Raw genomic sequence first — 17,565 nt, forward strand, 5'->3', positions numbered from 1 at the left:
GGCGGCGAGCGGTCTTTTATGGACAGTTTTCGGCGCCGTAAAGCCGGATATAGGTCACCTGACGAGATTCGGCAGCTCGTTCAGGAACATCGCCCGCGTCTTGGGTCCCTTGGGCGTGTCGGAACGTTCCGTATCGATTACCAGGCGGGCAAAGACGATCTTGCGAGCATCGGTCTGCGCCCAGCCGACAAACCAGCCAAGCGAGCGCTTGTCGGCGCTGTCGCCGAGCCTGGTCGTTCCAGTCTTGCCCTGCACCGTCCAATCGCCCGCTCGAAACGTCGGTATGATCGCACCGGTCATGGCGTGGGCCTTGTTCGAAACCGGCAGTTTTCGCGCCAGCAGCCTGCGCAGGAAATCGACCTGCTCGACGGGCGATATCTCGAGCGAAGAATTCACCCAGGAATGGGTGAGTCCATCATTCTTGCCGGGAGTTCCGGAAACGTCCGTGTTGCCATACTCGAATTTCGACACATAGCCGGCAAATTGTTTGCTGCCGAGCCGGCGCGTAATCTCGCGTGAGAACCATATGACCGAATCCCTTTCCCAGATCGTCGGGTCGACGGTCTTGCGGTCCCGTTTCGGCGCATTGAACTCTGCCTTGTACTCCCAGCTTGGCGTGTGCTCGTCGCTCAGGATTCCAGCATCGTAGCCGATCAGCGCCAGCGGAACCTTGAACGTGGAGGCGGGGCTGACGCGCTGATCGCAGGTCCCTTCGCGATACAGCGTCTCGCCGCCTGCGGCGTCGACGATCAGCGTGCATTCGACGTCCCCGAGCGGCGCCGATTGCGCACGGATCGGAAAACCCAACAGCCACGCCAGGACATAGAGAACCACGGCGAAAACGAAGGGAAGACGATCTATCCGGCGCATTTGGCAATCTCTCCTGAAGGGTGTCAGGAGCGGCTTAGCCAGACGTCTTGTCTCGATTTTGTCTTAAATGCGCTATGTCCGCGCAAGCTGCGGTTAACCCTACCAGATCGTAAAAGCGGTCCGGTTGTGCACCGAACAGTTGCGGTCAACTGTCCAGGTCGCCACGTTTTTTCCCGATCCGCCAGTACCGCCATGGCGTGAACCAACGGTAACGATCAGCCAGGATCTCCGGTACGCGGTCGATGCCGTGCGTTCCGAACGGTCCGCAGCGCAGCACCCGGAAAAACCCCATCCAGCCACCGGCCCACAGCCCGTGGCGGGCGATCGCTTCGTGCGCGTATTCGGAACAGGTCGGCAAATGCCGGCAGGAATTGCCGACAAAGCCAGACAGCGTCAGCTGGTAGAGTCGGACAAGCGCGGTACCGAAGAGGCGGCCCGGCGTCTTGCGCCACGGGCCGGGCCAGTTGCGTCCTTGTCGAATCGGCCTGGCACCGCGCGCATGCCGATATTGGCCAACCACCGCAGTCTCCACATCACGTTTTTCAACACGATAGATGTGCGCATCGGGCCAGAAACGCAATGGCGTTTCGGCAATCCCGTCATGGCCTGGCACGGCGAGTCGGGTAGCGGTCGGGCGTCGGCTTCCGGCATACGGCGACGCTGGTCGGCGGCCTCTCCTCGCACCAATCCCTATGGGTTTCTCGTCATGCCATTGAAACGTCGCGATCCGTACGACATCGCCCAGAACGTTGAGAAACTGGATCATGGCAGCACTCCTTGAGCGCCGATTAGAGCGCCGCTGGCCTTGCCCTTCAAACGAGTATAACGTCCACGTCAGATAACTCTGAGTTATGCGAATGAAGCGCGGACACCTCCCCCTGACGGCTCTCAGAAGCTTCGAAGCAGCCGGTCGTCACCTGAGCTTCAGCCGTGCGGCCGCGGAGCTTTACGTCTCGCAGGCAGCGATCAGCCGCCAGATCCGCGAGCTCGAAGCCTTCCTGCGCCAACCTCTGTTCTTCCGCCATCATCGCCGCGTCGAGTTGACCGACACCGGCCGGCGGCTGCTCGACCAGTTGGTCAGAAGTTTCGAGGGCATCGACAGGCTGCTTTCGGAGTTGACGGCGGCCCAGACGCAGTCCGTGGTCCGTGTCAGCGTCGAGCCATCGCTTGCATCCGTATGGCTGGTCCCGCGGCTCAACCGCTTTCGCGAGTTGCGACCCGATATCGACGTTTCCCTTGAGGTCGACCCGAGGTTGATAGAGTTTCGCAGCGATCAGCCCGAACTTGCCCTGCGCTTCAGTGCGCACGCCACCTCATGGCCACGCAGCGAAGCCGAACAGCTTGCCGCGGTCGTCGATTCACCAGTCCTGTCGCCGGCGCTTCTTGCATCCGGGCCAGCTCTGGAAAAACCGATCGACCTTGGTCGCTACGCATTGCTGCACGAAGAAAACCGTCAGGCTTGGGCGCGCTGGTTCGAAGCGGCTGGCGTGACGGCTGAGGCCGTGCCTGCGCGCGGCCCGATGCTGGCGGATGCTTCGCTTTCGAAGCAGGCAGCTTTGCTTGGACATGGTGTCGCGCTGGGCGATCTTCTGCAGATCGGCGAAGAACTTGCGTCCGGCGCGCTGATCAAGCCTTTCGACATCGACGTCGCGTCCGGCGCCTATTGGCTGGTGGCCAGAAGGCTGAATGACCTTTCAGAGCCGGCCAGGGCTTTTGCCGACTGGGTCCGGGCGGAATTCGCCGAAAGCCGGCGTTTCCTTGCCGAGATCTAGGCCGCCTCCTCGGCCCGCTTCTTCTCAATCTGACCGATGGCGTCGACCACTGCGTCGAAGGTCAGCATGGTCGAGGCGTGGCGCGCCTTATAGTCGCGCACCGGTTCCAGATATTTCAGGTCGGCGAAGCGGCCTTCGGGCGGCGGACCATTTTCCTTCAGCATCTTCAGCATCGTCTCGCGCACGCTGCGCAATTCTTCGGCGCTGGCGCCGACGACATGCTGCGCCATGATCGAAGAGGACGCCTGGCCAAGCGCACAGGCCTTCACGTCATGCGCGAAATCGCTGACGACCCCATCATCCATCTTCAGATCGACGGTCACCGTCGAGCCGCACAGCTTGGAATGTGCTCGTGCGGTTGCGTCGGGCCGGTCGAGCCGGCCGATCCGTGCGATGTTTCCGGCAAAACCCAGAATTTTCGCATTGTAGACATCGTCGATCATATTTTTCCAATCCGTCGCCGCCCAGCGAACAGTCATTGCCGCTCTGGCGTCTTCCTTTCGCTCGGCACGAACATATATAATGGCGGTAGTCGGGTATCGACAAGGCGACCACAAACCTCGTCGTGCCCAATTCTGTTCACGCCACTTACGGGCTGGAAACCGGGCGAGTTTCTGACACCCGAAAGGTCGTGGTCCGTTCAACTCGTTCCTCCTGAGAGAGGAACTACGGGAGACGCCTTTATGGACGCCGTTATCAAGAAACTCATGCCGCGGTCCGCCTATATGGAAAAGCCGGTCACCGACCGGCCGAGCGAGGCCGAAGTCGAAGCCGCTGTGCGCATCTTGCTGCGCTGGACCGGCGACAACCCTGACCGCGAGGGCCTGATCGACACGCCGAAGCGCGTCACCAAGGCATTCCGCGAAATGTTCAACGGTTATGATATGTGCCCAGCCGAGGAACTTGGCCGCACCTTCGAGGAAGTCGCCGGCTATGACGACCTCGTCCTCGTCAAGGACATATCCTTCCACTCGCATTGCGAGCATCACATGGTGCCGATCATCGGCAAGGCGCATGTCGGCTATCTGCCTGACGGCAAGGTTGTCGGGCTGTCCAAGATCGCCCGCGTCGTCGACATCTTCGCCCATCGCCTGCAGACCCAGGAAGCGATGACGGCGCAGATTGCCGGCGTCATCCAGGACGTCCTCAATCCGCGCGGCGTCGCCGTCATGCTCGAGGCCGAGCATATGTGCATGGCCATGCGCGGTATCCGCAAACAGGGCTCCACCACGCTGACCTCGACCTTCACCGGCGCCTTCAAGGATACACCCGAAGAGCAGGTCCGCTTCGTCACCATGGTGCGCGGCGGCGGAACTGATCAGACCCGCCCCACCTTCGTTAAATAAGGACCGGCGAATGTCGGCATTGGAATTCCCGAAAGCTCCCTCAGACAAGAAGGCGCTTGAGGAAGGCACGGTCCTTTCGCCGCGCTTCGATGCCGGCGGCCTCGTCACCGCCGTCGTCACCGATGCCGAAGACGGCATGCTGCTGATGGTCGCGCATATGAATGCCGAGGCGCTGGCGCTAACGCTCGAGACCGGCATCGCGCACTACTGGTCGCGTTCGCGCAACGCGCTGTGGAAGAAGGGCGAAACCTCGGGCAATGTCCAGCAGGTCGTCGAGATGCTCACGGATTGTGACCAGGACGCGATATGGTTGCGCGTCAAAGTGCTGGGTCATGAAGCAACTTGTCACACCGGCCGACGTTCATGCTTTTATCGGACGGTGGGGCTGAGCGATGGCAAAGGGACGCTTGCCAGCGACGGCAGCAAGCCGCTGTTCGACGCGGAAAAAACCTATCGAAAGCCCAATACACCATCAATATGAACCATTCGCAGCACTTCAGCCACGTGTATTCATGATTTCGATACGGCCCGCCTGTAGGATGACCGTGGGACAAGGGAGATTGTGATGCTCGACTGGGCGTCATTGCGCAACAGACCTGACGTTCGGGAGGCGAATGGCCTCTCCTCGGCCGCGGGCGCATCCGAAACCATATCTCCGGGCAAAACAGGGATTTCGCTGGCATTGGGTGGCGGCTGTGCGCGCGGCTGGGCGCATATCGGCGTGCTGCGCGCGCTTGACGAAGCCGGCATCGAAGTGTCGATGATCGCCGGCACCTCGATCGGCGCGCTGGTCGGCGGCTGCTATGTTGCCGGCAAGCTCGACGAGCTGGAAGAATTCGCGCGCAGCCTGACCAGGCGGCGCATTTTTGGCCTTCTCGACCTCAATCTACGCGGCAGCGGCCTGTTCGGTGGCATGAAGCTCGATGCGCGGCTACGCGAGCACATAGCCGGCATCCGCTTCGAGGACCTGCCAAAACCATTCGTCTGCGTCGCTTCGGAAATCCGCACCGGCCATGAGATCTGGCTGTCGAGCGGCTCGTTGAGCACCGCAATGCGCGCCTCCTACGCGCTGCCCGGCGTGTTCGAGCCGGTCGCCTGCAATGGGCGTGTGCTGGTTGACGGCGCCCTGGTCAATCCGGTGCCGGTCTCGGTTTGCCGTGCCTACGAGCAGCCGCTCGTGGTCGCGGTGAACCTTCACTACGATCTGTTCGGCCGCGCCGCGGTGATCAAGCACAATGCCGGCGAGTTGGTCATCGAGAAAGACGCGCCGCGGGCCGGCCACGCCGATCCCGAACGCCAGTCGCGCGAGACGCGGCTCGGCATTACCGGCGTCATGGTCGAGGCCTTCAACATCATTCAGGATCGCATTTCGCGCGCCAGGCTGGCCGGCGACCCGCCGGACATATCGCTGCAGCCGAAGCTCAGCCATATCGGCCTGACCGAATTCCACCGCGCCGACGAAGCAATCCGTATCGGCTACCAGGCAACGATGGCGCAGATCGGCGACCTGACCCGGCTGCAGACCGTCCTCGCTTAGGCAGAGCGGACGGCGAGCTTCTCAGGCAAGCGCCGCGTCGACGATACGAAATTGCACCGTGCGGTTGCCGTTCCAGTGGTTGCCCGACAGCGAGCCGGCTACATGCACCGGCTTACCCCTGTTCTTGAACAGGAATTCGCCGAGCGCGGTATCGACGGCGCGAAAGGCGATCGCCTGGATGCGGCCGCCGCTTTCCGACTGCAGGTCGGCGCGGATGTGGTTGGTGCCGACCGCCCGCGCATCGACAAGCCGGTGGCGCGGCAGCGCGAACACCGGCGCGACATGCCCTGCGCCGAACGGCCCTGCCCTCTCAAGTGCATCGAGCAGCGCGAGCGTCGCGCCCTCGGCGGCAAGCGCACCGTCGATCGCCAGGCTCTCCTGCCCTTGCAGGCGGAACACGTCCACCGCCGCGCGCTCTTCGAAGAAAGCCCTGAGTTCGCCGAGCTTCGCCCGCTCGACAGTGATGCCGGCCGCCATTCCGTGGCCGCCGCCCTTGACGATAAGTCCGGCATCGGCAGCCTCGCGCACCAGCCGGCCGAGGTCGAAGCCAGACACTGAACGGCCTGAACCCGTACCGACACCGTTGGCGTTGAAGGCAATGGCAAATGCGGGCCGGCGCGCATGGTCCTTGAGCCGCGAGGCAAGCAGGCCGACAATGCCCGGGTGCCAGTTGCCGCTGGCTGTGACCACGATGGCCGGACCATTGCCGCCGGCAAGCTCGGCGTCGGCCTCTGAGCGCGCCGCGGCCAGCATCTCCTGCTCCATCGACTGCCGCTCCTGGTTGAGCCGATCCAGCGTCTCGGCGATGGTGCGGGCTTCGACCGGGTCGTCGGTTGCAAGCAGGCGGCTGCCAAGTGCTGCGTCGCCGATGCGCCCGCCGGCGTTGATGCGCGGACCGATCAGAAAGGCCAGATGGAACGTGCTGATCGGCTCGCCTATACGCGAGACCCGCGCCAACGCCGCCAGCCCTTCGTTTCTCTGCTGCCGCGCCACCTGCAGCCCCTTGATCACGAAGGCGCGGTTGACGCCGGTGAGCGGCACCACGTCGCAGACTGTGCCCAGCGCCACCAGGTCGAGCAGGGCAAGCAGGTCCGGCGGTGCGGCATCCGGCAAGCGGCCGCGCAGGATCTTCGCGGTCTGCACCAGGCAAAGGAAGACGACGCCGGCGGCACAAAGATGACCTTGGCCGGAAAGGTCGTCCTCGCGATTTGGGTTAACGACCGCAGCCGCCGCCGGCAACGGCCCGCCGACCTGATGGTGATCGAGCACCACGACGTCGGCGCCGGCGGCCTTCGCCGCATCGATGGAAGCAGCACTATTGGTGCCGCAATCGACGGTGACGATCAGCGTCGCGCCGCGCGAGACGAGTTCGCGCATCGCTTCCGGATTGGGGCCGTAACCCTCGAAGATGCGGTCCGGTATGTAGATCTCCGACGGCACCGAGAAATGCGCGAGAAAGCGCTTGAGCAGCGCCGACGAGGCGGCGCCGTCGACATCGTAATCGCCAAAGATCGCTACCTTTTCCCTGGCCGTCACCGCCTGGGCGATACGAGAGGCGGCCTTGTCCATGTCGGTCAGCGATGCCGGGTCGGGCAGCAGGTTGCGGATGGTCGGATCGAGAAACCGCTCGGTCTGCTCGGCGGTGACGCCGCGCCCGGCCAGCACGCGCGCCACGATGTCGGGCACGCCATAACCTTGCGCGATGGCGAGCGCGGCCATGTCCTGGCGCTCGGTCAGCCGGTGTTCCCAGGAAACGCCGGTGGCCGATTGCCTGACATCGAGGAAAAAGCGTCTTTCCCCCGTCACGTGATGCGCCGTCTGCAATTTGTCATTGCGCACAATATGCAACGGCTAACTGAGTCGAAATCAAAACTTTTCCAGATCCTGGTGCCTGGCCTTGATCTCGCGCACGGTCCGCGATGACGAGCGCAGCACGATCGTGTGCGTGGTGATGAAATTGTGGCCGAACTTGACGCCGGCCAGCATATTGCCGTCGGTGACGCCGGTCGCGGCAAACAGCACGTCGCCGCGTGCCATGTCTTGCGTGTGGTAGATCCGTTTGGGGTCGGAGATGCCCATCTTGGCGGCGCGCGCCAGCTTTTCCGGCGTATCGAGGATCAACCTGCCCTGCATCTGGCCACCGGTGCAGCGCAAGGCGGCAGCTGCAAGCACGCCTTCCGGCGCGCCTCCGGTGCCGAGATAAATGTCGATACCGGTCTCGTCCGGATCGGTGGTGTGGATGACCCCGGCGACATCACCGTCGCCGATCAGACGGATCGCGGCGCCGGTCGCCCGCACGGCTTCGATCAACGCGCCATGGCGTGGCCGGTCGAGAATACAGGCGGTGATCTCCGCCACCGGCACGCCCTTGGCCCTGGCGAGGCTGGCGATGTTTTCGGCCGGCGAGGCATCGATGTCGATGATGCCGTCGGCATAGCCCGGGCCGATCGCGATCTTGTCCATATAGACATCCGGCGCGAACAAAAGGCTGCCTTTTTCGGCAATGGCGATAACGGCCAATGCGTTGGGCAGGTTCTTGGCGCAGATCGTCGTGCCTTCGAGCGGATCGAGCGCGATGTCGACAGCCGGGCCTTTGCCGGTACCGACTTCCTCGCCGATATAAAGCATCGGCGCCTCGTCGCGCTCGCCCTCGCCGATCACTACCGTGCCGTTGATGGCAAGACGGTTGAGTTCCTGCCGCATGGCATCGACCGCAACCTGGTCGGCGGCTTTCTCGTCGCCGCGTCCGCGCAATCTGGCGGCCGCGACCGCGGCGCGTTCGGTGACGCGCACCAATTCCATGGTCAGTATCCGGTCGAGGCCGGCGACAATGTTCTGGGCCACATTCATCGATGGACAATCCTCGTTGGCACTTTGTTTTTATGCATGTCGTCGTCCCAAAAACCGCCGCACACGTTTGGGCGACATGCATTAGCCTCCCGCCAGAGACGCGCTCCTTGTGTCAAAGCCCCGTGACAACAGCAAGACCTGCGCTGGACCTTTTTGAAAGCGCAGCAATATCAATCGATTAAACGCAAAAAGTGAGACTGCTATCCGGCCCGCTCGATGCGGATGACTTGCGGCTTGTCGGTCAGAAGGCTGTCCCTGGTGATGCCGTCGACGGCCTTACGCACCGCCGCCTCGGTCGTCTCGTGGGTCACCAGGATGACGGTCTTCTGTGCCTCGGTTTCCGGACCGGCGGCATGCTGGACGATCGATTCCAGCGAAATGTCGTTGTCAGCCATGCGCTTGGCTATTGCCGCGAAGACGCCGAGGCGGTCGTGCACGGTCAGCCGGATGAAATAACCCCCGGCATGGCTGCGCATCTGCGCCTTCTTGTAGGGCTTGAGCTCCTTCGCCGGCCGGCCGAAGACCGGACCATGCTGGAACCCAGGCCGGCTCTTAGCGATGTCGGCAATGTCGCCGATCACCGCCGATGCGGTGGCGTTGCCGCCGGCACCGGGGCCGGAGAGCAGCAATTCGCCGAGGATGTCGGTCTCGATGGCCACCGCATTGGTGACGCCGTGCACCTGCGCGATGACCGAGGCCGTCGGCACCATGGTCGGATGCACGCGCTGCTCGATGCCGCTTTCGGTGCGTTGGGCGACGCCAAGCAGCTTGATCCGGTAGCCGAGATCGCCGGCCGCGCGGATGTCGGCCTGGCTGATGTTGGAGATGCCTTCCATGTAGATATCGTTGGCGGCGATCTTCGTGCCGAAGGCAAGGCTGGTCAGGATCGACAGCTTGTGTGCGGTGTCGTGGCCCTCGATGTCGAAGGTCGGGTCGGCTTCGGCATAGCCCAACCGTTGCGCATCCTTCAGGCAGGCATCAAAGGACAGGCCCTCGGCTTCCATGCGCGTCAAAATATAATTGCAGGTACCGTTGAGAATGCCGAAAACGCGGGTCACCGAATTGCCGGCCATCGCCTCGCGCATCGTCTTGATGACCGGAATGCCGCCTGCCACCGCCGCTTCGTAGTTGAGCAGCACACCCCTCTTTTCTGCGATCTCGGCCAGTGAGACGCCGTGCTTGGCAAGCAATGCCTTGTTTGCGGTAACGACATGTCGGCCGGCCTCGAGCGCCGCTTTGACGGACGAGCGCGACGGGCCTTCGTCGCCGCCGATCAACTCGACGAAGACATCTATCTCGGCGATCTGCGCCATCTTGACGGCATCGTCGAACCACTGTGCCGTACCAAGATCGACGCCGCGGTCGCGTTTGGGATCGCGGGCCGAAACCGCCGACACCACGATGTCGCGTCCGCACTGCCGCGTCAGTTCGGCCGCCTTGTCGCGCAGCACACGGGCCACAGACGCACCGACGGTGCCGAGGCCGGCAATTCCAACACGCAACGCTTCAGCCATGTCCGGCGACGCCCCTCAACAATTCGGTCGATGTGTATAAGATCAGCGATGCGCGGCGAGCGGTACGACATTATTCGGCTGCTTGGCGCTGGATGCGAGGAAGCGCTTAATGTTGCGCGCCGCTTGCCGGATCCGATGCTCGTTTTCGACCAGCGCGATGCGCACGTGATCGTCGCCATGCTCGCCGAAGCCGACGCCCGGCGCCACCGCGACGTCGGCGTGCTCGATCAGGAGCTTGGAGAACTCAAGCGAGCCAAGGTGCTTGAACGGCTCCGGGATCGGCGCCCAGGCGAACATCGATGCCGCCGGTGCGGGAATGGTCCAGCCGGCACGGCTGAACGAGTCGACCATGACATCGCGGCGTTTGCGGTAGACGTCGCGCACTTCGGCGATGTCGGCGCCGTCGCCGTTAAGTGCATGCGCCGCCGCCACCTGGATCGGCGTGAAGGCGCCGTAGTCGAGATAGGATTTCACCCGCGTCAGCGCCGAGATCAGCCGTTCATTGCCCACCGCAAAACCCATGCGCCAGCCCGGCATCGAAAAGGTCTTCGACATCGAGGTGAATTCGACCGCGATGTCTATGGCGCCCGGCACCTGCAGCACCGAAGGCGGCGGATTGCCGTCGAAATAAATCTCGGAATAGGCAAGGTCCGACAGGATGATGATGTCGTTCTTCCTGGCGAAGGCCACCACCTCCTTGTAGAAATCGAGCGAAGCGACCAGTGCCGTCGGGTTGGACGGATAATTGAGGATCAGAGCCAGCGGCTTCGGGATCGAATGGCGGATGCCGCGCTCCAGGGCCGGGATAAAGCCGTCGTCCGGCTCGACCTGCAGCGAGCGGATGACGCCGCCCGACATAATGAAGCCGAAGGCGTGGATCGGATAGGTCGGATTGGGGCACAGGATCACGTCGCCGGGGGCGGTGATCGCCTGCGCCATATTGGCGAAGCCCTCCTTCGAGCCGAGCGTCGCCACCACCTGGCTGTCCGGGTCGAGCTTCACGCCGAAGCGGCGGGCATAGTAGTTGGCCTGGGCACGGCGCAGACCCGGAATGCCGCGCGACGACGAATATCGGTGCGTGCGCGGATCGCGCACCACCTCGCATAATTTGTCCACGATGGCCTTGGGCGTCGGCAGGTCCGGATTGCCCATGCCAAGGTCGATGATGTCGGCGCCGCGCGAACGGGCGCTGGCCTTCAGCCGGTTGACCTGTTCGAAGACATAGGGCGGAAGCCGGCGGACCTTGTGAAATTCTTCCATGGCAGTTCCAGACAGTGAGGTTGCGGTCGCGCGTATAAGCTTATTTGCAACTAGGGTCGAGAGCGGGGTCGCATTTGCCTTCGATCTGCTTCAGCGCCTCGGCGCCGTGTTTTTTTGCCAGCTGGTCCAGCGCTGCCTGGTCCGCAACCTTTACGCCGCCGCCCTTGGCGGCCTGGCTCTGCTTCTCGGCCTTCAGTTGGGCGAGCTTGGCGTTCTTTTCCTCGTCGGTGAATTGCTCGGCCGCCACCTGCGGCCGGATGTTCAGGTTCGGATAGGAACCGGTGTCCTTCGCGCCGACAAGGCCGGTGGCGGGCACCGCACCTTCCATGTTGCTGCTCGTGCAACCGGCCATCGCCAACATGACGAGCGCCATGCGGCAAAAACGACCAGTGCCGGAAAAAACGTTCTTGCCAATATTAATCGTCATATTGTTTTCCTGGCGGCCGGGTTAGAGCACATTGGACCCTGTTCGATATCCCATGGTAATATGTCAACAAAACGCTTCGGGAGGAACCCCGCGAACCATGGCCAAAACACCCGATTCGGGCAAAGCGGAAGATGACCAACCTTCGACCGTCGAGCAATATCTGGTGAAGGACCCGGAACGCTTCGCTCTGAACATGGCCCGCATGATCGAGCAGGCCGGCAAAGCCGCCTCGGCATGGGCCGAGCCGCGGGAAAAGGGCGAGGTACGCGATCACGTCGCCGAACCGGTCGTCGACATGGTGAAGACGTTCTCCAAGCTCACCGAGTACTGGCTCTCCGACCCGCAGCGCGCGCTGGAGGCGCAAACGCGGCTGTTTTCCGGCTACATGACCGTCTGGGCCAATGCTGTCCAGCGCGTCGGCGCCGGCGCCGAGGACGCCGAGGATGCGGTCAAGCCCGAGCGCGGCGACAAGCGTTTCCAGGACCCGGAATGGGGCCGCAACGCCTTCTTCGATTTCCTCAAACAGGCGTATCTGGTCACCTCGCGCTGGGCGGCCGAACTGGTCGAGCACGCCGACGGCCTGGACGAGCATACCCGCCACAAGGCCGGCTTTTATGTCAAGCAGGTGTCCAATGCCATCTCGCCGTCGAATTTCATCCTGACCAATCCGGAATTGTTTCGCGAGACTGTCGCCTCAAACGGCGAAAACCTGGTGCGCGGCATGAAGATGCTCGCCGAGGACATCGCCGCGGGCAAGGGTGACCTGAAGCTGCGGCAGGCAGATTATTCGCCCTTCGAGATCGGCAAGAATCTCGCCGCCACGCCGGGTAAGGTGGTCGGCCGCAGCGACGTCGCCGAAATCCTGCAGTACGAGCCGACTACCGACGCCGTGCTCAAGCGGCCGCTGCTGATCTGCCCGCCATGGATCAACAAATACTACATCCTCGACCTCAACCCGCAAAAATCCTTCATTCGCTGGGCCGTCGAGCAAGGCCACACCGTATTCGTAATCTCCTGGATCAACCCGGACGAGCGGCACGGCGCCAAGAGTTGGGAGGCCTATATCAGGGAGGGCCTGCAATACGGCCTCGACACGATCGAGAAGGCGACCGGCGAAAGGCAAGTCAACGCCATCGGCTATTGCGTCGGCGGCACGCTTCTGGCGGCGGCCCTGGCGCTGATGGCGCAGGAAGGCGACCACCGCATCAAATCCGCCACCTTCTTCACCACCCAGGTCGATTTCACCCATGCCGGCGATCTAAAAGTGTTCGTCGACGAGGAGCAGGTCGCGGCCGTCGAAAAGGCGATGAACGAGAAAGGCTATCTCGACGGCACCAAGATGGCGACTGCCTTCAACATGCTGCGCTCGGGCGACCTGATCTGGCCCTATGTCGTCAACAACTACATGCGCGGCAAGGATCCCCTGCCCTTCGACCTGCTGTACTGGAATGCCGATTCGACCCGCATGGGCGCTGCCAACCATTCCTTCTATTTGCGCAATTGCTATCTCGAGAACAGGCTCTCGCAAGGCATGATGGAACTGGCGGGCCGCACGGTTTCGCTGAAGGACGTTACCATTCCGGTCTACAACCTCGCCTCTAAGGAGGACCACATCGCGCCGGCGCTATCGGTATTCCTCGGCTCGAAATATTTCGGCGGCGAGGTCGACTACGTCATGGCCGGCTCCGGCCACATCGCCGGGGTCGTCAATCCGCCGGCGGCGGAGAAATATCAATACTGGACCGGCGGCAAGCCGGCCGGCGACTTCGACCAATGGCTCGCCGGGGCCACAGCCCACCCCGGTTCCTGGTGGCCGCACTGGCAACGCTGGATCGAAGCCAAGGAGAATACCCGCGTACCGGCCCGCAAACCGGGCGAGCATATGCAAGTTCTAGGCGAAGCCCCCGGCACCTATGTCAAGGTGCGCGTGTAACCATCTGTAATGTGTGGTGAGTTGACGCGCGGCCAAAAGCGGGCGAAATGGTGCCGTCAACCCTGAGCAGCCTTGATTCATCCTCTAGCCGCCAAATTACTTTGAGGCTTGCAGATTTGACACAGGTCTCGTTTCCGGTTCGGGGAACAAGGGTCATTTCGACGAGACGTTTCGGCGCCGCGCCAATGACGAACCGGTCGGATATCGAGGGGGAATTTTGTTTTGAGATCAGCAGGATCGCGCCTCGCGAAGGGAGAAAGCCGCGCCATTGTGGCGGCGCTTTTCTCGGTGCTCCTGGCGTCCTGCACCTCGGCCGGCGACCCGACCATGTCGGTCGGCATGCCAGGCTACAATACCTCGGCTACCGAAATCAGCACGGCCGCCGGTGCGCCCCAGGCCAGCACGGCCGCATTATCGTCGCAGATGACAACCGCACAAATGACGATGAATGCCAACGGCGACGCCAACCTTCCCGAGCAGGTCGCCTATGTGCCAATAGCCAAGCCAGGGGCCAAGCCCGATGCCGGCTTCCCGATCGCCGTTCCAACGGCAGCCGAGACGATCGCGGGACACACGCCGCAGCCGCTGCAACCAAACGCCCAGACGGCCGAACAGGCCGTGGCACAAAACAGTGCTGATGCATCGAAGCCCGACGCCAAGGCCGCCGCGCCGGCGATGAACAACCCGGTCTATGTAACCGCCGGCGAGATGCCGCAGCCACAGGCCTACGCACCGAAGAAAAACTTCCTAGCCTCGCTGTTCAGCGCCACCCCCGCTTCGGCAGCATCGCCGGCCAACAGCAGATCGGGCGGGCAGCCAACGGCCGTGCAGGCCAAGGCGACGCCTGCGGCGAAACCCACCGTTACCTTGGCCTCGGCCAATCCGGCTGAAAAGCCGGTGCAGTTGGTGTCGACCGGCGATACCAGCCATTTCACGACCGATGCGCTGCCCGGAGTGCGCCAGACGGCGTTGTTCGAGATCAAGCGCAAATCCGGCCTCGACGATGAGAGCGACGTCGATCTCAACGAAGACGAAGGTTCGGGTGGTGCCTACCAGGTCGCCTCCGCCGCCGGCCTCGCCAGGCTCGCGCCCAACGGCCTCCTGAAACAGAACGAAAGCGTCGATGTCGCCTGCTTGAAGCCGTCGCTGGTTCGCGTGCTGAAGACGATCGAAGGCCATTACGGCCGCAAGATGACGGTCACCTCCGGCTATCGCGACCCGGCCCGCAACCGCCGCGCCAACGGCGCCAAGAATTCGCTGCACATGTACTGCGCCGCCGCCGACATCCAGGTCCCCGGCGTCTCGAAATGGGAACTGGCGAGCTATATCCGCACCATGCCGGGCCGCGGCGGCGTCGGCACCTACTGCCACACCGAATCCGTCCATGTCGATGTCGGCCCCGAGCGCGACTGGAACTGGCGTTGCCGCAGGCGCGGCTAGGGAGAGGTTCTTCGGCCACAGCGAAGTCCCCTCGGCGACGTTGCAGCATGCTGCAAAACCACCTTGGCTGTCGGAAAGACGCGGTTTGGAGCCAAAGGAAAAAAGTTGTCGCAGCCGGCGGCAGACGGGTTGCCGGTTTGCCGCGACGCAACTATAAGCGCTCACATCTGAGCGCGCCCATCGTCTAGCGGTCAGGACACCGCCCTTTCACGGCGGTAACAGGGGTTCGATTCCCCTTGGGCGTACCAGCAATTTCAACTCGGCATATGTCTATCGCCAGCGTGACGCTGGCAAACTTGGCCGGACCCCACCCACTCTGATGGGGGTGTCAGCAAAGGGCGAAGACAAACTGCGGATTGTGCCCAGGGCTCCCTACGCCCGCAGCCCCCTCGCCTCGCCGCCGCGCTTGCGCGGAGGAACCATCATGTCCCTGGCAAGCAGGCCGCTCACCCGGCAAAAGGCCATGAAGGCCCGCCATGCGTCTTCGGTCTCGACGATGTCCACCGTGGCGCCAAAACAGGCATTGAACGCAGCCTGGTAGGTTGGCCCCTTCCGGCGAACCGGCCACGTTTGCAGGAAATCGAGCGCCTGCTCGACACTGTAGATTTCCTCGACCGGCTGGCTGGGCACAGGCGCGATACGCACCGGCACCGCAAATTGCAGTCTGTCCATTCGACCTCTCCCGAACCGACACCCCCGCAGCAACATCGTTCGGCATAAAAAGTTGCCGTGGCGGCTTCATGCTTGGGCCGACTTCTCGCCTAGAAATGTGTCGTCACTGCGGTAGCCAAATGAACCGGTCGGGAGCATGGGCAGCTACAGGCAAGGAGAGTGCCCCAAAGACCTGAATATCGCCGGTCTTCGGTCGTCGCCGGCAGTTCGTCCTTGAACCTTGCGCCTTCCAGTGCCAAATCTGGGGAGATTTCTCTGGCGGGGGCTCATCCAGCCCTCGCATCCCTGCAAGACGGACAAAAATGGTCACCTATCTCGACGCCGCCACGGCACCGCTCAGAAACACCGGCCAGATCCGTCTTTACGACGAGGAAGGCTTTATCGGCATGCGCAAGGCTTGCGATCTCACCGCGCGCTGCCTCGACGAACTGGTATCGATGGTGGCGCCCGGCGTCACCACCGAAGCGATCGATCGCTTCGTCTTCGAGTTCGGCATGGACCATGGCGCGCTTCCGGCGACACTCAACTACCGCGGCTACACGAAATCATCCTGCACCTCGATCAACCACGTCGTCTGTCACGGCATACCCGACAGCAAGCCGTTGAAGGATGGCGATATCGTCAATATCGACGTCACCTATATACTCGACGGCTGGCATGGCGACTCCTCACGCATGTATCCGGTGGGCACGATCAAGCGTGCCGCGGAGCGGCTGCTCGAAGTCACGTATGAGTGCCTGATGCGCGGCATCGCGGCAATCAACCCGGGCGCCCGCACCGGCGCCATCGGCGCCGCCATCCAGACCTACGCCGAAGCCGAGCGTTGCTCGGTGGTGCGCGATTTCTGCGGCCACGGCGTCGGCCGGCTGTTTCACGACGCGCCGAACATCCTGCATTACGGCAGCGCCAGCGAAGGCGTCGAGATGCGGCCGGGCATGATCTTCACCGTCGAGCCGATGATCAATCTCGGCCGGCCGCATGTGAAAGTGCTGTCGGACGGCTGGACCGCGGTGACGCGTGACCGTTCGCTTTCGGCGCAGTACGAACACACGATCGGCGTCACCGAAACCGGCTGCGAGATCTTCACGCTGTCGCCAAAAAACCTCGACCGCCCCGGCCTGCGGGCCTAGTGTCTGGCAGATCGGGCGTTACCTTGCCCGGCAAATGCTGGGTGGGCAGCCATGAACGGTGACGACGACGAGCGGGCCTTCTTTCCCGAAAGGCCGGTGCGATCGCCTGCGAAGGCGGTGGCCGCCGACAAGCCGCATTATCTCGGCCATCGCGACCGCTTGCGCGAGCGCTTCGCCGCCAGTCCTAACACCCTCCCCGACTACGAACTGCTCGAGCTTCTATTGTTCCGGCTGATCCCGCGCGCCGACACCAAGCCGGTCGCCAAGGCCTTGCTGGCACGCTTCGGTACATTGGCCGAGGTCCTCGGCGCGCCCGTCGAGCGCCTGCAGGAAGTGAAGGGCATCGGCCCGATGGTGGCGCTCGACCTCAAGGTGGTTGCGGCAACGGCGCAACGCATGGCGCGCGGCGAGATCGCCGGCCGCGAGCTGTTGTCGACCTGGACGCAGGTTCTCGAATACTGTCGGTCGGTGATGGCCTTCGAGGAGCGCGAGCAGTTCCGCATCCTGTTCCTCGACAAGAAAAACGCGCTGATCGCCGACGAAGTGCAGCAGGTCGGCACCGTCGACCACACACCGGTCTATCCGCGCGAGGTGGTCAGGCGCGCCCTGGAGCTCTCTGCCACGGCGATCATTCTGGCGCATAATCATCCGTCGGGAGACCCGACGCCGTCGCGCGCCGACATCGAGATGACCAAGCTGATCATAGAGACGGCCAAACCGCTTGGCATTGCCGTTCACGACCACATCATCATCGGCAGGAAAGGCCACTCCAGCATGAAGGGCCTGCTGCTGATCTGAGGTTTGGCGTTGTTTT

General features: G+C 62.9%; 17 protein-coding genes and 1 tRNA gene. 9 read left to right on the top strand and 9 right to left on the bottom strand.

Annotated features, from left to right (window positions below; translation table 11 throughout):
* Nucleotides 1-54: 54 nt before the first annotated feature.
* Together blaOXA and yidD are read right to left on the bottom strand one after the other, a co-directional pair.
* Nucleotides 55-870, bottom strand: coding sequence for a class D beta-lactamase (gene blaOXA, locus NKJ13_RS06485; RefSeq protein WP_352689964.1), 816 nt, complete (start codon nt 868-870; stop codon nt 55-57).
* Nucleotides 871-1,015: 145 nt separating this feature from the next.
* Nucleotides 1,016-1,390 carry a membrane protein insertion efficiency factor YidD gene (gene yidD, locus NKJ13_RS06490; protein WP_352689975.1) on the bottom strand — a complete coding sequence of 125 codons (375 nt, stop codon included), beginning with the start codon at nt 1,388-1,390 and terminating at the stop codon, nt 1,016-1,018.
* 337 nt (nt 1,391-1,727) lie between these two features.
* Between yidD and NKJ13_RS06495 the strand changes: the two genes are divergently transcribed.
* On the top strand, nt 1,728-2,642 hold the full coding sequence (locus NKJ13_RS06495; RefSeq protein ID WP_352689963.1) for a LysR substrate-binding domain-containing protein: 915 nt from the start codon (nt 1,728-1,730) through the stop codon (nt 2,640-2,642).
* On the opposite strand, the gene NKJ13_RS06500 is transcribed toward NKJ13_RS06495, so the two are convergent.
* Nucleotides 2,639-3,085, bottom strand: a complete 447-nt coding sequence (locus NKJ13_RS06500; protein ID WP_023678879.1) for an iron-sulfur cluster assembly scaffold protein — start codon at nt 3,083-3,085, stop codon at nt 2,639-2,641. The two genes, NKJ13_RS06495 and NKJ13_RS06500, sit on opposite strands and share 4 nt — an antisense overlap.
* 240 nt (nt 3,086-3,325) lie before the next feature.
* Between NKJ13_RS06500 and folE the strand changes: the two genes are divergently transcribed.
* The 3 genes from folE (at nt 3,326) to NKJ13_RS06515 (ending at nt 5,525) form a co-directional block, all read left to right on the top strand.
* A complete protein-coding gene (gene folE / locus NKJ13_RS06505) occupies nt 3,326-3,988 on the top strand; it encodes a GTP cyclohydrolase I FolE (RefSeq protein WP_254818364.1) in 663 nt (220 codons plus the stop codon).
* 10 nt (nt 3,989-3,998) lie between these two features.
* Complete coding sequence (gene hisI, locus NKJ13_RS06510; protein ID WP_352479758.1) at nt 3,999-4,469, top strand: phosphoribosyl-AMP cyclohydrolase; 471 nt, start codon at nt 3,999-4,001, stop codon at nt 4,467-4,469.
* Nucleotides 4,470-4,553: 84 nt separating this feature from the next.
* The gene (locus NKJ13_RS06515) at nt 4,554-5,525 is read left to right on the top strand and encodes a patatin family protein (RefSeq protein WP_352689962.1); all 972 of its coding nucleotides are present in this window, start codon (nt 4,554-4,556) and stop codon (nt 5,523-5,525) included.
* Nucleotides 5,526-5,546: 21 nt separating this feature from the next.
* Here the strand turns inward: NKJ13_RS06515 and recJ are convergent, their stop codons facing one another.
* The 5 genes from recJ to NKJ13_RS06540 form a co-directional block, all read right to left on the bottom strand.
* Nucleotides 5,547-7,331 carry a single-stranded-DNA-specific exonuclease RecJ gene (recJ, locus tag NKJ13_RS06520; protein ID WP_352737130.1) on the bottom strand — a complete coding sequence of 595 codons (1,785 nt, stop codon included), beginning with the start codon at nt 7,329-7,331 and terminating at the stop codon, nt 5,547-5,549.
* Nucleotides 7,332-7,391: 60 nt separating this feature from the next.
* Nucleotides 7,392-8,375: a class II fructose-bisphosphatase gene (gene glpX, locus NKJ13_RS06525; RefSeq protein ID WP_352689960.1), complete on the bottom strand. Its 984-nt coding sequence runs from the start codon at nt 8,373-8,375 to the stop codon at nt 7,392-7,394.
* Between the two features lie 200 nt (nt 8,376-8,575).
* Complete coding sequence (locus NKJ13_RS06530) at nt 8,576-9,889, bottom strand: homoserine dehydrogenase (RefSeq protein WP_352508757.1); 1,314 nt, start codon at nt 9,887-9,889, stop codon at nt 8,576-8,578.
* A 42-nt stretch (nt 9,890-9,931) separates the two neighbouring features.
* Nucleotides 9,932-11,149, bottom strand: a complete 1,218-nt coding sequence (locus NKJ13_RS06535) for an LL-diaminopimelate aminotransferase (protein WP_352737131.1) — start codon at nt 11,147-11,149, stop codon at nt 9,932-9,934.
* Between the two features lie 40 nt (nt 11,150-11,189).
* On the bottom strand, nt 11,190-11,576 hold the full coding sequence (locus NKJ13_RS06540; RefSeq protein ID WP_352737132.1) for a hypothetical protein: 387 nt from the start codon (nt 11,574-11,576) through the stop codon (nt 11,190-11,192).
* A 97-nt stretch (nt 11,577-11,673) separates the two neighbouring features.
* Between NKJ13_RS06540 and phaC the strand changes: the two genes are divergently transcribed.
* From phaC to NKJ13_RS06555, 3 genes are all read left to right on the top strand, one after another.
* Nucleotides 11,674-13,509, top strand: a complete 1,836-nt coding sequence (phaC, locus tag NKJ13_RS06545; protein ID WP_352737133.1) for a class I poly(R)-hydroxyalkanoic acid synthase — start codon at nt 11,674-11,676, stop codon at nt 13,507-13,509.
* A 327-nt stretch (nt 13,510-13,836) separates the two neighbouring features.
* Nucleotides 13,837-14,949: a YcbK family protein gene (locus tag NKJ13_RS06550; RefSeq protein ID WP_352737213.1), complete on the top strand. Its 1,113-nt coding sequence runs from the start codon at nt 13,837-13,839 to the stop codon at nt 14,947-14,949.
* A 173-nt stretch (nt 14,950-15,122) separates the two neighbouring features.
* Nucleotides 15,123-15,197: transfer RNA gene (locus NKJ13_RS06555), tRNA-Glu, on the top strand.
* A 124-nt stretch (nt 15,198-15,321) separates the two neighbouring features.
* On the opposite strand, the gene NKJ13_RS06560 is transcribed toward NKJ13_RS06555, so the two are convergent.
* Nucleotides 15,322-15,621 (bottom strand): DUF982 domain-containing protein, encoded by a 300-nt coding sequence (locus NKJ13_RS06560; protein WP_254818355.1) that lies wholly within the window; start codon nt 15,619-15,621, stop codon nt 15,322-15,324.
* A gap of 302 nt (nt 15,622-15,923) precedes the next feature.
* Here NKJ13_RS06560 and map point away from each other — a divergent pair, with 302 nt between their 5' ends.
* Nucleotides 15,924-16,751 (top strand): type I methionyl aminopeptidase, encoded by an 828-nt coding sequence (map, locus tag NKJ13_RS06565; protein WP_352737135.1) that lies wholly within the window; start codon nt 15,924-15,926, stop codon nt 16,749-16,751.
* Between the two features lie 51 nt (nt 16,752-16,802).
* Entirely contained in the window at nt 16,803-17,549 is a 747-nt protein-coding gene (gene radC / locus NKJ13_RS06570; RefSeq protein WP_254818353.1) for a RadC family protein, read from the top strand.
* The last annotated feature ends 16 nt before the right edge of the window (nt 17,550-17,565 follow it).

Origin of the sequence: Mesorhizobium sp. M0174 (assembly GCF_040322275.1) — a bacterium.
Taxonomy (GTDB): domain Bacteria; phylum Pseudomonadota; class Alphaproteobacteria; order Rhizobiales; family Rhizobiaceae; genus Mesorhizobium.